Genomic DNA, 14,728 nt, shown 5'->3' on the forward strand with positions numbered 1-14,728 from the left:
CAGGCCCCGCCGACCGATTGCAAGCGGTCGGCGGGGCCATTGTGGCCCTTGACAGTGGATTGGGTCATATGAGCGAGCGGGCACCAGAGCGAACAAATTGGCATGAAAAGAGGACGGCATTGACCTTCTGGTCATGCCGTCCTCTTTGAATGACAAGTTGTCGCTCTGGTGCCCGCGCAGCGTCGGGCAGTTACGGCGTTTGGTAAAACGCCGTAACGAACTACCGCGTAACTCCCCTAGCTCATCATCGCATTCATCATCTCGTTGGTTGCGGAATCGTCGGCAGACCACTCGCCGTCGTCATTGCAGGAATACTTGAAGGTGACCTTGGTGTCCTTGGTCTTAGCAGCCTTGGTCACATCGACCATAACCTGACCGGCCATCTTGTACAGCTCGTCATCGGAAGGCATCGAATCGAGCGCGGCGACCTTCTCCTGGTACTGGGTGGCAAAATCCTCAACGATCTGGTTCATGGACTTGCAGGTAATGGTGACCTCGGCAGTTGCGGTACCCTTGTCCTCGTCGACCGTCACGTCGCCGATCTTGTAGTCAAAGCCCTCGAGATAGCTCTTGGCGTACTCCTTGGGATCGATGCCCAGCTGCTCAAACTCGTCGCCCGAGGCCTCTTCCAGGCCGGCGAGGAAGTCGTCGCCACCGTTCTTGACCTCGTCAAACTGCGTCGTAAGATCCTCGGTAATGAGCTCCTCAACCGAAGGACCTCCGCAGCCGGAAAGCACAACCACGCACGCGACCAGAACAGCCATCAGGGGCGCAAGCAGCAGCTTCTTCTTCATGACATTCCTCCCAACAAGCGGCACCGCGCTTCCCGACGCGGTGCACGTCGTAACAATAAGGCCATACTAGCCGATAACGAACACCCCCGGCAAAGCAAAGGCGCAATCGGCTCGATTTAACGTCCGAACGGTTTACCGGTCCGCCCAACGCGCAATAAAACGTTCCGCCGCATTGTAATAAAAAAGGGCGGCCGGATAACCCGACCACCCTTGCACATCCTTATGTTGCCGCAGTTTACTTGCGGACGACCTTGACGATGGCATCGCCGGCGGCGACAGCAGAGTCAGCCTCGACGGCGAGCTCGACGTCGGCGAACTCGGCGGTGTTGGACACAGCCACGACGACGCAGTCCTTGTAGCCGGCAGCGGCGATCTTGGCGCGGTCGATCTTGAGCATGGGCTGGCCAGCCTTGACGACGTCGTCGGCCTTGACGAAGCCCTCGAAGCCGTCGCCGTTCATGTTGACGGTATCGACGCCAACGTGCACCAGAACCTCGATGCCGCTATCGGACTGCAGACCCACGGCGTGACCCATGGTGACGGTCACCTTGCCGTCGCAGGGAGCGTAGACCAGATCGTCCTCGGGCCACACAGCGCAGCCCTTGCCCAGAACCTCGCCGCCAAAGACGGGATCGGGCACGTCGGCCATCTTGATGACCTTGCCCTTGACGGGCGAGCACAGCACGTCGGCGCCGGCAGAAGCAGAGATGGAGGCCGGAGCAGCGACAGCCGCGGGCTCAGCCTTCTTCTTGAACATATCAAACAGACCCATACGTTTTCTCCTCTTGATTAAGCGCAACGTTATGCGCATGCCTATGGTGATTATAGTGCCAAATGGTTCAAATGCTAAGGTGGGGACTCGAATCGCGAGCCCATCCCAACGCTTTTCCCCGGTGGCACTCATATTGTCGATTAATCCAGGCCCTCGGCACCGTTGGACTTGATGATCTTCTGGTAGGCGTAGAAGCTGTCCTTGCGGCGTCGCTCGTAGGTACCGGTGCCGTCGTCGTACTTATCGACGTGGATAAAGCCGTAGCGCTTGCGCATCTCGCCGGTGCCGGCGGAAACCAGGTCGATGGGGCCCCACCAGGTGTAGGCGATCAGGTCGACGCCGTCGGCAATGGCCTCGCCCATGGCCTTGACGTGGCTCTGCAAGTAGGCGATACGATACGGGTCGTGGATGGAGCCGTCCTCCTCGACCTCATCGTAGGCGCCCATGCCATTCTCGACCACCATCAGCGGAATCTCGTAGCGGGCGTAAATCTCGTTGAGGGCGATGCGCAGACCCAGCGGATCGATCTGCCAGCCCCAGTCGGTGGACTCCAGATAGGGATTCTTGCCGCCAAAGGTCATGTTGCCCTCGGTCATCTCGTGATCCTTGTGGGTGCCCACGGTGCCGGACATGTAGTAGCTAAAGGTGTAGAAATCGACCTTGCCGTCGGCGATATCCTGCAGGTCACCGTCCTCCATCACAAGCTCGACATCGTTCTCGGCCCAGAAGCGCTTGGCATAGAACGGATACTTGCCGCGCACCTGCACGTCGGAGCAGTACCAGTTCATGGTATTCATCTCCTGCTGCGTGGCGAACACGTCGGCCGGATCGCACGTGGCGGCATAGGAGAGGATGAAGCAGTCCATGTTGCCCATCTTAAACTGCGGATAGTGCTCGTGGGCATAGCGCACGACGCGGCCGCTGGCGACAAACTGGTGATGCAGGGCCTGCATACGGGCCTGCGGCGTGGTGTGGACCGCCGAAGCCGGGCCCTCAAAGCCCTGGATCATGCTGGTCCCAAAGAGGTTGCCCATGTCCTGGGTGCCGCAGTTGATCTCGTTGAAGGTGAGCCAGAACTTGACCTTGTCCTGATAGCGGTCGAAGACGGTCTGGCAGTACTTCTCAAAGAAGCCGATGAGCTCGCGGCTCGCCCAGCCGTTGTATTTCTCGACCAGGTGATAGGGCATCTCGTAGTGCGACAGGGTCACGAGCGGCTCGATATTGTGAGCGCGCAGGCAGTCGAAGACGCGGTCGTAAAAGGCGAGGCCGGCCTCGTTGGGCTCGGCGTCGTCGCCGTTGGGGAAGATGCGGCTCCAAGAGATGGACATGCGGAACATGTTGAAGCCCATCTCGGCGAACAGCGCGATGTCCTCCTCGTAGTGATGGTAGAAATCGATGCCGTCATGATTGGGGTAGAAGCGGTCGGGGTCGATGTCGATCGTGATCTGACGCGGCTCCTTGTAGCTGCCGCCCAAGAAATGGTCGTCGACCGAAGGACCGCGGCCGTCCACGTTCCAAGCGCCCTCAAACTGATTGGCGGCCGTGGCGCCACCCCAATAGAAACCCTCGGGGAACTTGATGTTTGCCATGAGCATCTCCTTTGCATTGCGGGTCGATAGGCCGAGTATCGCCCACGCACGCGACAGACAGGGGCAGGGGTGCCAAACCCGACACTTCTTTTCGCAGACGCGCGCTGCAACAGCGCTGCAGCTGAAACTTCTTGACACCGAAGGAGCGAAGACGATCCGCTCCGCGCTTACCGGCGGTATGCCGCGGGGGTGCAGCCATACTTGTCGTGAAACTTACGGTAGAAGAAGCTCATGTTTTCATAGCCCACCGCATGCGCAGCCGCCCCGGCCGTGGCGCCGCCGCACAGAAGCTCGGCCGCACGTACCAGGCGTCGCTCCTGCACAAGCTGCCTAAAGGTCTTGCCCACATGCCGCTTGAGGAGCGCCGTCGCATAATTAGGGCTCAAGCCAAACTCCGCCGCCATCCCCTCGAGGGAGCACGCGGCGAATTCGCGATCGATATAGCCGAGCATTCCCGTCACCAGGGCAGTGGGCCCCGCCGCGCCGTCCGCCGCGCCGCGCACCAGCTCGCGCTCGTAGCAATCCATGAGCTCGGCCAAAAACAGCTGAAACAGACGCAAGACGATCTCGGGACCGTTGGGGCTCGGGTCGTACAGCTCGCAGAGCATCTCCTGCATGTAGCGCCGAATCCGACGGCTCTCGCCGCAATGAAAACGGACATGGCCCCGATGGTCCGTCTCGCTGTTGAGCGCGTTGAACAAAAACCGCGAGACCGCGCTCTCGCGCGAGAGGCTCGACTCGAGACTCCGGCGCAAAAAAGAGCGTGAAACGGTCATGCTTAGCATGATGTCGTCCTCACCAAGCGCCGCCACGGCATGCGGGCAGAGGGCGTCGAGCAAAAGCACCTCGTTGCGGCCCAGCTCGAGCCTCTCCCCCGCCACCGTCTGCGGGCAGCGTCCGCGATACACATAGCTCAGCTCCACGTAATCATGCACGTGCTCGGGAACTGCATTAAAGCGCGAGTTTTTCCTTATCGTCAGGCCACGCGGCATGCCGGGCTGGGCATAGGCAAACCCTGGCTGCCCAATCTTGCGCACTGGGCATCCGTCGATTTCGACATGCTCGGTCATAATCGACCAATCAAATGCCATGCCGTCTTTATAAGCGATCTCACTGGTGCTCAGTTCGCTGAGCCTACGCTCGAGCTCGTCGATCTCCATGGCTTGCCAATCGTTGATTTGGTCATAGTTCGTCGTGATTCAGATATTAGCAGAACGCGCCGACGCGTCCATAATCTGTGCTATGCAGCAGATCGATCGAGCCAAGGAGGATCCATGACCGCGTACTATCAGCAGGTGCTCGAGGGCACATACGACAACCACGTGCTTCCGTTTTTGTGGATGAAGGGCGAGAGCCATAAGACCATTGCCGAGTATCTGGAAAAGATCGCCGGCGCCGACATCCACGAGGTCTGTCTCGAAAGCCGCCCACACCCCGATTTTTGCGGCGAGGGCTGGTGGCGCGACTTGCGCTTTGTCATTGACGAGTGCAAGCAGCTGGGCCTTAAGCTCTGGATCTTGGACGACGCGCACTTCCCCACGGGCTTTGCCAACGGCGTCGTCAAGGAAGCCGTGCCCGAGCTCCGCAAGATCGTGCTCACGCACCGCACGTTCGACATCGTGGGCCCCACGTCCGCCGCAAGCATCGCGCTCGCCAACATGCTCGACAAAACGGAGCGCTTCCACGGCGTGACATTTATGCAGGACGGCAGCCCCGTCGACGTCGCTTACCGAGTAATCGACGATGTAGACGGCAACCCCAGCCGCCTGGTCTTCGATGCACCTGCGGGCCTCACACAGGCATGCGTGATGTTCACGAGCGGCAAGACCTCCTACAACGAGGACTACATCAATATGGTCGACCGCGCCTCGGTGGCGCAGCTCATCGATGCTGTCTACGAGCCGCATTTTGAGCATCTGGGCGATGAGTTTGGCAAGACGATCCTGGGCTTTTTCTCCGATGAGCCCGGATTTGCCAACGAGAAGGGCACCACGGGCCCCGATGGCATCTCGGACACGCTCATCGGCAAGGCCACCGCGCCCCTACCCTGGTCGGCCGAGCTTGAGCGTCGCCTACGCGCGGCACTGGGCGAGCGCTACCTGGCCGAGCTCCCGCACCTGTGGGACCGCGAGCCGGCCGGCGCGCACGTACGCCACGTCTATATGGACATCGCGAGCACCCTCTATAAGGAGTGCTTCTGCGACCAGCTCGGAGACTGGTGCCGCGCGCGCGGCGTGCAGTACATCGGCCACGTTATCGAGGACAAGGACTGTCACGCGCGCCTGGGCGTGGGCGCCGGGCACTACTTCCGCGCCGTGGGCGGTCAGGACATGGCGGGCGTCGACATCGTGATCAACCAGCTGGTACCCGGCATGGACCGCGGCCTTCACAGCTACGGACGCGGCGTGTGGGACCTCGAGTTCTATAACTACGTGCTGCCCAAGCTGGGCTCCTCGGCAGCACACCTCGACCCCAAAAAGCAGGGGCGTTGCATGGCCGAGGTCTTTGGCGCATTTGGATGGCACGAAGGCCTACGCGAGATGAAGTGGATCGCCGATCATTTTTTGGTGCGCGGCGTCAATTGGTTTGTGCCGCATGCCTTTAGCATGGCCGCCTTCCCCGACTGGGACTGCCCGCCGCATTTCTATGCGCATGGCCAAAACCCCCAGTTTGCACACTTTGGGCAGCTCATGAGCTACATGAACCGTACGGCGAGCCTGCTGAGCGGCGGGCGCGCAACGACCCCGGTGGCGCTTCTCTACCATGCGGACGCCGAGTGGGCAGGCGAGGCGAACTTTATGCAGCATGCCGCCTCCGAGCTTATGCGCGCGCAGGTCGACTTTGACATCGTGCCGGCAGAGGCATTTGAGGACGCAGGGCGCTATGCCGTTGAAATTGCCGCAGACGGTAGCGGCTTTGGCGTGAACGGCCAGGCATACCGCTGCCTGGTGATGCCCGGAGCCGAGTTTGTCGGCGGAGCCGTGCTCGACTTTGCCGCGCGCGCCGCAGCCGCAGGTGTTGCCGTGTACGCGCTGGATGAGTTGCCGAGCAAGCGCTACGACGGTGATATTGCAGCCCGCGAGGGCTTTGCCTCCCTGGATGCAGCCGCGGTCGCCGGCATCAAGCTCCTGGCGACCGCCGAGCTCGCAGGCACGCTTGCCGACGCCGGTATGCAGACCGTGGTTTGTGCCGAGTCCCAGCCCTGGCTGCGCGCACTGCGCTACGAGCGGGCGGGCGAGACCTATCTGATGCTCGTCAACGAGCATCCCAAGCAGGGTATCTCCACTCAGATTGCGCTTGCCGACGGCATACCCGTTGCAGGCGCGCGCCTCGACCTGCTCAACGGCACCGATCCCGCCGCCTTTGACGGCACGCTCGAGCTGGCTCCCTACGAGAGCTGCATCGTGGTCCTTGGGGCTACAGGTTCCGCCGGCGCGGCAACTGCTGGAGACGAAGCCACATGCGTCGACGGGCCCTGGGCGGTTGCCTTCTCTGCCCCTGGTACCGATGCCTTTGGCGAGTCTGTTGAGCTTGCAGACCTGCACGACCTTTCCTCGGCCGAGTTCCCCGGCAAGGCCGGCACGTTCCGCTACCGGGCCTCCTTTGTCCTGGGCGAAGCGGCCAGCCGCGCTGTCATCGACCTTGGGGAGGTCTTTGAGACCGTAACCGTCACCCTCGACGGCAAATCCCTCGGCACCCGCATCTGTCCGCCTTACCGCTTTGAGGCCGCCGCACTTTTAGCCGGTGAGCACGCGCTCACGATCGATATCATCAACACCCTCGACCACGCCGTCCCCGACGTGTTCGGCATGACCGAGCCCTCCGAGCCCAGCGGTCTCTTGGGGCCCGTACGCGTGCTCGGGTAACGCCCCGGGCGCAAACGGCCCAACAAGGACAGCGCCCCTATGTTGAGCCCGCACAGCGTCGAGCGGTCCGTCGTTCATAGACCGGCGGACCAAAACTCCCAGCCAAGCCGAACGTTTTATTTATCGCTATGATTGGTTTATCGCGACGCAAACGCATAGGAGCCATATGGATATCAGGCGAAAGATCACGCAGGGCAAAAGCCTCACCCCCACCGAGCAACAACTTGGGCGAACGGCCCTCGCCATGGGCGAGGATGTGCGCGGGCTTTCCATTAAGGAATTTGCCGCGTGCGCCAACGTTTCGGTCGCGAGCGTGCACCGCTTTTGCAAAAAGCTCGGCCTCGAGGGATTCAAAGACCTCAAGGTCGAGCTCATCCGCCAGGCGACCGAGGCGGGCAACCGGCGCGACGTGGACATCAACTTTCCCTTCGATGCCACCTCCGCCCCTGCGCAGGTGATGGAGCGCATGGAGGGGCTCTACCAGACCACCTTGGCCGAAACGCAGGAGCTGCTCGACCCTGCACAGCTCGACCACGCCGCCAAGCTCATCATGCGCGCCGGCACCGTGGACATCTACACGGGCTCGCATAACCTGTATCCAGCGGGAATGTTCCGCGATCGCCTGCTTTCCGCCGGCAAAAGCGCGACGTGCCACGACAGCGTCGAGGCGCAGGTGCGCACGGCGCTCGCCTCGGGTCCCGACCATGTGGCAATCGTCATCTCCTACAGCGGCCTTGCCCCCAACCTCAAGGAGATCTTGCCGATCCTTAGCAGTCGACATGTCCCGGTCATCGTCATCGGCACGCCGTACTGTGCCCGCATTCACCCCGGCTTTGCCGCCTATCTCACGGTAAGCGACCACGAGAGCATGACGCACCGCATCACGCAGTTCGCCAGCCATATCGCCGTGCAATACGTACTCGATTCGCTCTATAGCAGCTACTTTGCCAAAGATTACGCCCGCTGCTCCGAGTTCCTAGAGCGCTCGTTCCCCTACACCCGCCTGCCCGGACTCAAGTAGCGACGAGCGTGGATTTTTGGACACTCAGATAACGAGCGTGGATAATCTCCCACTTTGAGCCCGCACACAGGCCAAAACCGGGAGATTATCCACGCTCATTTTGGGTCCCCTGGGAACGCATGAGGAGGGCGGATAGACAGCCGTTATTTGCGAGGCGTCAGCGACGTAAAGAGTCCGTGTTGGTTGCAGTAAAGATATATCCTGCCGCGCCCGGTAATATGGAAGCGCGGCTGCACCGATTGCTCTGGATAGAGCTTCTTAAAGCAGATGCCGTCCATAGTCGCATATGCCACAAAGCTAATGTAGTGATCCTTGGTCATGGGATGATCGAGCGTGACGTACCAATCGTCCTCGATGCGCTCGATGGAAAAGGCGTGGTCCGCGTCCGGCTCTTCGGCCTCCTGGGGAAACATCGTGGAGCCACAGCAGCTAAAGCTGCCTTCTCCGAGCGCGTGCACAACGTTTCCGCAGATAGGGCAAACGTAAAAGACGCCTTTGAGCATATTGCCTGCACGGTTGGCGTTGGCCCGAATGTCACCAGCCAAAAGCTCAGCCACGCTTATGCCGAGTCTCTGGGCCAAAGGCTCAACGAGGGAAATGTCGGGAAGGCCGCGGCCGGATTCCCACTTGCTGACGGCTTTATCGGTCACGCCAAGGCTTTCCGCCAGGGCGCGCTGGGTGAGGCCGCGCTCTTCGCGCAGCTGCTTGATGGCATGCGCTGCCAAAAAAGTATGGGAGGCATTGGTTTGCCGTGTCTGGTTCATGGGCTGTCCAATCAAATTGAAGAAATGGAGTGAACCGGTTCGACAGTCAGTATCCATTTGAAGGCCAGGCTCGACAACCTACGCTGCGTAGACATGCGCCAATCGAACGAGCGCGGATTTTTGGACGCTCATCCTGAGTAGTCATTTAAGAACGTCCCCAATGACTACTCATTTATGTCTGTCCCCAATGACTACCACGGCAACGCCGATGTTTTGGTAGCGACAGCGAAAACCCGCCAGAGCGAGCAAGGTGCCTTGAAACGAGGCGGCATTGACCTTCTGGTCATGCCGCCGAAGTTGAAAGGCAGATTGCCGCTCTGGCGGGTTTGCAGCGTCGAGCAGTTACGTCGTTTGGTAAAACGCCGTAACTAACGAGCTCCGTACTGCTCGTAGTAGGCGTCGATGGCGGTCTTGAGCTCGTCATCGATGACAACCTTGCCGTCGATCTCGTGGTTGTAGAGGGTCTCGACGACCTCGGCCATGGAGACGATGCTCGCGACGGGGAAACCGTACTTAGCCTCGATCTCCTTCTGAGCGGTGGTCACGCCACCCTTACCGACCTCCATGCGGTTGAGGGACACGATGAGGCCCTTGATCTCGACATCGGCAGCAGCCTTGACCTTGGGATAAGTCTCGTCGATGGACTTACCGCTGGTGGTGACGTCCTCGACCATGACCACGCGGTCGCCGTCCTGGGGCTCGTAGCCCAGCAGGTTGCCCTTGTCGGCGCCGTGGTCCTTGGCCTCCTTGCGATCGCAGCAGTACTTGACCTCCTTGCCGTACAGCTCGTGGTAGGCAATTGCGGTCACGACGGCCAGCGGAATACCCTTGTAGGCCGGTCCAAACAGCACGTCAAAGTCGTCGCCAAAGTTATCGTGGATGGCCTGGGCGTAATACTCGCCCAGCTTCTTGAGCTGGTAGCCCGTCACATAGGCGCCGGCGTTCATAAAGAACGGGGACTGACGGCCGCTCTTGAGCGTAAAGCTGCCGAATTTAAGAACGTCGGACTCAACCATGAACTTGATGAACTCTTGCTTGTAAGCCTCCATGCGGGCTCCTCTCGTAATCGCGTACGTGCCTTCCAGTTTAGCGCAGGCAGGGCGCGTTGCGGGCGCGCTTTGGGGCCTCGGCATTCTGTAAAGGCTTTGTCAGGGGCAATGGTTTTCCAAACATTGGGGTTGACACGGCAAACCCCCTCATCAAGAATACGGGCGGATTGTAACGGGTACGAGATACCCAAAGCGCGCCGCGCCCGGCCTTAAGGAGGTGTGCCATGGAAGGCAGTCATAGTCGAAAAACCTGCATGTCGCCCTCGGCACGCCGCGAGGATTCCGCGCACGCATAAGCGCCAACAGCCGATCGTCAAAACCACCACAAAGGTGCCTGTCCCTTTGTGGTGGTTCGAAAGCATGACGTGAGCGACATCTAGGTTTTTTGAAGCACATACGACACGTACGCTAACTCCCTTCAACAAGGAGGACCCTATGCTGATGCTCAAAACCGCCACGGTACTCGAAGCCATCTCCAAGCGCCGCCGCACGGCGCGCCCCGCCGCTCATACCGGCATGTCCAAGAACACCATATTCGCCGCCACCCATAGCGCCGAGGATGCCCTCGTGCTGCTCGACGCCACAGCCGACGGCCTCACCGCCGAGCACGCCGCCGAGCGCCTGAGCGCCGTCGGCCCCAACACCATCGAAGCGCCGACCAAGACGCTCGCCCGCCGCATCGCCGACGCGTTCGTCGATCCCTTCGCCGGCATCCTCGCCGCCCTCGCACTGGTCTCGCTCTACATCGACGTGCTCGCCGTGCCCGAGCTGCAGCGTGACCCCTCCACGGTCATCGTCATCGGCATCATGCTGCTGGTATCGGGCGGCATGAAGTTTATCCAGGAAGCCCGCAGCGGCAATGCGGCCGAGGCCCTTAAGGACCTGGTCTCCAGCACCTGCTGTGCCCTGCGCGACGGCGAGCGCGTCGAGATCCCCTTCGACGAGCTCGTCCCCGGCGATGTAATCCGCCTCTCTGCCGGCGACATGGTGCCGGCCGACGCCCGTATCATCACCGCGCGCGATCTGTTTGCGATCGAGTCCGCACTCACCGGCGAGAGCAACGCCGTCGAGAAGACCGCTTCCGCCGCGGTCGTCGAGGGTGCCAACGGCTCCGCGCTGCCACTCTCCGCCTGCAAGAACATCGTCTTTACCGGCACCTCCGTGCAAAACGGCACTGCAATGGCGCTTGTCGTTGCCACCGGCTCGGACACCTACCTGGGCGGCATCGCCAAGATGCTCAACGGGCACGGCGAGAAGAGCGCGTTTGACCGCGGCGTCTCGAGCGTCTCCATGCTGCTCGTACGCCTCATGCTCGTTATGGCGCCGGCCGTCTTTGCCATCAACGCCGCCACCAAGGGCAACGTCATCGACGCGCTGCTATTCGCCACGAGCGTGGCCGTGGGCATCACGCCGCAGATGCTTCCCGTCATCGTGACCACGAGCCTGTCGCAGGGCGCCAAGGACCTCGCCCGTCGCCAGGTTATCGTCAAGGAACTGCCGGCGATCCAAAACCTCGGCGCGATGGACGTCCTGTGCTGCGACAAGACCGGCAGCCTCACCGAAGACCGCATCGTGCTCGAGCGCTACCTCAACACCGACGGCAACGAGGACGTGCGCGTACTGCGCCATGCGTTTTTGAACAGCTTCTTCCAGACCGGCCTCAAGAACCTTATCGACCTGGCCGTCATCGACCGCGCCGACGTGACGCCCTCGGCCACAGCACCCGGCTCCATGCTGGGCCAGAGCCTGCGCGACCGCTATACCAAGATCGACGAGGTGCCCTTCGATTTCTCGCGCCGTCGCCTGAGCGTCGTTGTCGCCGACGCCCAGGGCAAAACCCAGATGGTTACCAAGGGAGCTGCCGAGGAAATGCTCGAGATCTGCTCCTTTATCGAGGTCGATGGCGCCGCCCAGCCGCTCACCGAAGACAAGCTCGCCCAGATTCGCAAGCAGGTCGCCGGGCTCAACGCCGAGGGCCTGCGCGTGATTGCCGTGGCGCAGAAGACCAATCCGCGCTGCGTGGGCGAGTTTGGCATCGCTGACGAGTGCGACATGGTGCTGATGGGCTTTTTGGCCTTCCTCGATCCGCCCAAAGCAAGTGCCGCGGGCGCCGTCGCTACCCTCGAAGCCAAGGGCGTGGCGGTCAAGGTTCTGACCGGCGACAACGACCGTGTCGCCGCCACCGTTTGCGAGCAGATCGGCATCGACGCGAGCAACGTCTTGCTCGGCTCCGAGATCGATGCGCTCGACGACGCCGAGCTTGCCGAACGCGCCGAGAACACCCACCTCTTCGCCAAGCTCTCGCCGCTGCAGAAGGCGCGTCTGGTGCGCGTCATGCGTGAGCTGCTCGACCACACCGTGGGCTTTATGGGCGACGGCATCAACGACGCCGCCGCCATGCGTGCGAGCGACTGCGGCATCTCGGTCGATTCGGCCGTCGACATCGCCAAGGAATCCGCCGATATCATCTTGCTCCAGAAAGACCTGGGCGTGCTCGAGCGCGGCATCATCGAAGGCCGCCGCACCTACGGCAACCTGCTCAAGTACCTCAAGACCACGGTGAGCTCCAACTTTGGCAACGTGCTATCCGTGACCGTCGCGAGCCTGTTCTTGCCATTCTTGCCCATGAGCGCTCTGCAGTTGGTGCTGCTGTCGCTGGTCTACGAGATCGTGTGCATCGCGCTGCCGTGGGACACCGTCGACGACGCCTGGACTGCCCGTCCGCGTGCTTGGGACGCCGCGTCCATCAAGGGCTTTATGCTCGAGCTGGGCCCCGTGAGCTCACTGTTTGATATCGCGACTTTCGCCGCGCTCTTCTTTGTGGTGTGCCCCGCCGCCGTGGGCGCAAGCTGGGCAGAGCTTGCCGCTATAGGCGACGTCGCAGGCATGGCGGCCTTTACGGCGCTCTTCCAGAGCGGTTGGTTTGTCGAGTCCATGTGGTCGCAGACGCTCGTGGTCCACATGCTGCGCTCCCCGCGCCTGCCACGCCCGCGCGACCACGCCGCGCCCGCGCTGTGCCTCCTCACCGTGCTGGGCCTGGTGCTCGTCACCTGGCTGCCGGCAAGCCCCATCGCCGATGCGCTGGGTCTCATGCCGCTGCCGCCAATCTTCTTCGCGCTGCTCATCGGCATTGTCGCCGCCTACATCGCGCTCACCCAACTGGCCAAGCGCCGCTACATCGCCCGCCACGGCGAGCTGCTGTAACGCACGAGTTGTGACGCTCGACCCATCAGGCGGTCAAAAAGTCCCGTCTCAAGTTAAACCACTCATTTAAGTACGTCCCCAATGAGTGCGGCGGAATGGCTCCCCTTGACAGCTTAAAGCCGTCATGCAGGAACCATTCCGTCGCAGCCTTATGAAAGGGACTGGGTTGTAAATGTTGGAGAAGAGCCGTTAGCGCTCGGGTGTCAGGATCACCAGAGCGTCGTGCTCAAAGGGATGCTGCGCCACGCGCACGGTGCCGTCACCGTTGTCACGGACGGGCAGTTTTGCGATGCGCTTGTCCTCCATGTCGAGGACCGTCGCCGTCCAGCCACGCGCGCCGTCGAGCTTAAACTTGAGCGCCGTGGTGCGCGGCAGGTACGTGACGACGCGATCGCCAACGCGCGCCACACGGATGGCCTCGCGCGCGTCATCGAGCAGCTCCTGCGCCGGAACCACGGCAAGCGCATCGTCACCGGCAGTAGCGCCTAGGCTGGCAAGCACATGCTCGATCGCGCCAAAGTCCCACACACCCGCAAACTGCAGGCACTCTTGCCAGCGGAAGGGCATGTCAAAGCCCTCGCCCAGGACCGAACCCTGGCTGCGCGATGTCTGCCAGTTCCAAACGCCGTGCGCGCCATAGGTCACGCCGGCACTGGCGCCGGCAAGAATCGACGACCATACGCTCGCGCGGCAATCCTGCGCGGTAAAACGCCAGTAGACGTTGCGCGACGCACCCATCTGCTCGTAGCAAGGCTCGGAGTTGACCATCGGCTTTTTGGGATAGTTGGCGATAAAGTCCTGCGGCAGACGCCATGCCTCGGGCTGGCCCTCGTAGTTGTGGCCGGGCTGGAACATGTAAAAGTCCAGACGGCCCAGATACTGCGCCGGAATGGTACGATTGCCGCGGTTGATATGCATGGTGCGCAGTGCCTCGGGCGCGCGCTTGACGACCTCGTCGAGCGCGTCCTCGTAATAGACGATCGCCTCGTCACCGGCAAAGTCGGTATCGCCCGTCACTACGTAGACGGGGTCGAACTCGCCCAGGTTCTCGACGACGCGGGCAACGTGGGCACGGACCTCCTCACGCGGCATAACCTCGGCGCCGCAACGCTCGGCGATCTTGGCACCCCAGGTACCGGGCACGTAGTTGCACCACATAAGCACGAGCGCCGGGCGAATGCCGTGCTCCACGGCCGCCTGGCACATGCGGCGGGCGCGGTCCCAGTATTCCTGGTTGGGCGCGCTCCAGTCAAAGTGCACGCCGTCCTCGCTCGCGTAGGGCCAGATGCCCAGGTCGGGCAGGCAGCGGTCCCACTGCGGCAGGGTATTGACCTGCAGCACGTTCATGCCCTGCTCGGCGCGGCGGGTCAGATAGTAGTCCCAGTCCGCCTCGGTGATACTCGTGAATGCGCTCCAGCACGTGTCGGCAAACCAAAAGAACGGCTTGCCGTCGCAGAGAAACCCGTCCTCACGACCGTTGACGGTCAGCTTTCCCAAACTCATCTGCGTGTCCTTTCGTTTGATAAAGGATTTGCGAACCGCCGGGGGCTTTCGCGATAACCCCGCGCGAAAGCCTCCGCCGCTTGGCAAACCCTCGCGGGCGAAGCTCACCCGCCCCATCAGTCTACCTTGCAAGAAGGGCCCCGCCGGGCTTACGCCTGACGGGGCC

Annotated in this window: 10 protein-coding genes; 3 read left to right on the forward strand and 7 right to left on the reverse strand. The window is 61.7% G+C overall.

Translation table 11 applies throughout. The features are described 5' to 3' along the window. Window positions 1-236: 236 nt before the first annotated feature. From PMW67_RS04040 to PMW67_RS04055, 4 genes are all read right to left on the reverse strand, one after another. Window positions 237-794: a hypothetical protein gene (locus PMW67_RS04040; protein ID WP_117634513.1), complete on the reverse strand. Its 558-nt coding sequence runs from the start codon at window positions 792-794 to the stop codon at window positions 237-239. Between the two features lie 235 nt (window positions 795-1,029). Next, entirely contained in the window at window positions 1,030-1,566 is a 537-nt protein-coding gene (locus PMW67_RS04045; protein ID WP_271738816.1) for a PTS sugar transporter subunit IIA, read from the reverse strand. Between the two features lie 140 nt (window positions 1,567-1,706). Further along, complete coding sequence (locus tag PMW67_RS04050) at window positions 1,707-3,155, reverse strand: glycoside hydrolase family 1 protein (RefSeq protein WP_271738817.1); 1,449 nt, start codon at window positions 3,153-3,155, stop codon at window positions 1,707-1,709. Between the two features lie 167 nt (window positions 3,156-3,322). Then, window positions 3,323-4,315 carry a helix-turn-helix domain-containing protein gene (locus PMW67_RS04055; RefSeq protein ID WP_117797326.1) on the reverse strand — a complete coding sequence of 331 codons (993 nt, stop codon included), beginning with the start codon at window positions 4,313-4,315 and terminating at the stop codon, window positions 3,323-3,325. A 114-nt stretch (window positions 4,316-4,429) separates the two neighbouring features. Between PMW67_RS04055 and PMW67_RS04060 the strand changes: the two genes are divergently transcribed. Together PMW67_RS04060 and PMW67_RS04065 are read left to right on the forward strand one after the other, a co-directional pair. Further along, a complete protein-coding gene (locus PMW67_RS04060; protein ID WP_271738818.1) occupies window positions 4,430-7,021 on the forward strand; it encodes a hypothetical protein in 2,592 nt (863 codons plus the stop codon). Between the two features lie 166 nt (window positions 7,022-7,187). Further along, window positions 7,188-8,042: a MurR/RpiR family transcriptional regulator gene (locus PMW67_RS04065; RefSeq protein ID WP_117634523.1), complete on the forward strand. Its 855-nt coding sequence runs from the start codon at window positions 7,188-7,190 to the stop codon at window positions 8,040-8,042. Window positions 8,043-8,185: 143 nt separating this feature from the next. Here PMW67_RS04065 and PMW67_RS04070 read toward each other — a convergent pair whose 3' ends face one another. Together PMW67_RS04070 and pyrE are read right to left on the reverse strand one after the other, a co-directional pair. Beyond that, complete coding sequence (locus PMW67_RS04070) at window positions 8,186-8,806, reverse strand: helix-turn-helix domain-containing protein (RefSeq protein ID WP_055250846.1); 621 nt, start codon at window positions 8,804-8,806, stop codon at window positions 8,186-8,188. Between the two features lie 368 nt (window positions 8,807-9,174). Then, window positions 9,175-9,855: an orotate phosphoribosyltransferase gene (gene pyrE / locus PMW67_RS04075; protein WP_117655467.1), complete on the reverse strand. Its 681-nt coding sequence runs from the start codon at window positions 9,853-9,855 to the stop codon at window positions 9,175-9,177. Window positions 9,856-10,290: 435 nt separating this feature from the next. Here pyrE and mgtA point away from each other — a divergent pair, with 435 nt between their 5' ends. Continuing rightward, window positions 10,291-13,059 (forward strand): magnesium-translocating P-type ATPase, encoded by a 2,769-nt coding sequence (mgtA, locus tag PMW67_RS04080; RefSeq protein ID WP_271738819.1) that lies wholly within the window; start codon window positions 10,291-10,293, stop codon window positions 13,057-13,059. Between the two features lie 189 nt (window positions 13,060-13,248). Here mgtA and PMW67_RS04085 read toward each other — a convergent pair whose 3' ends face one another. Further along, the gene (locus tag PMW67_RS04085) at window positions 13,249-14,562 is read right to left on the reverse strand and encodes a glycoside hydrolase family 140 protein (protein ID WP_117839938.1); all 1,314 of its coding nucleotides are present in this window, start codon (window positions 14,560-14,562) and stop codon (window positions 13,249-13,251) included. Window positions 14,563-14,728: the final 166 nt, after the last annotated feature.

Source organism: Collinsella aerofaciens, assembly GCF_028209395.1.
GTDB lineage: Bacteria > Actinomycetota > Coriobacteriia > Coriobacteriales > Coriobacteriaceae > Collinsella > Collinsella aerofaciens_AZ.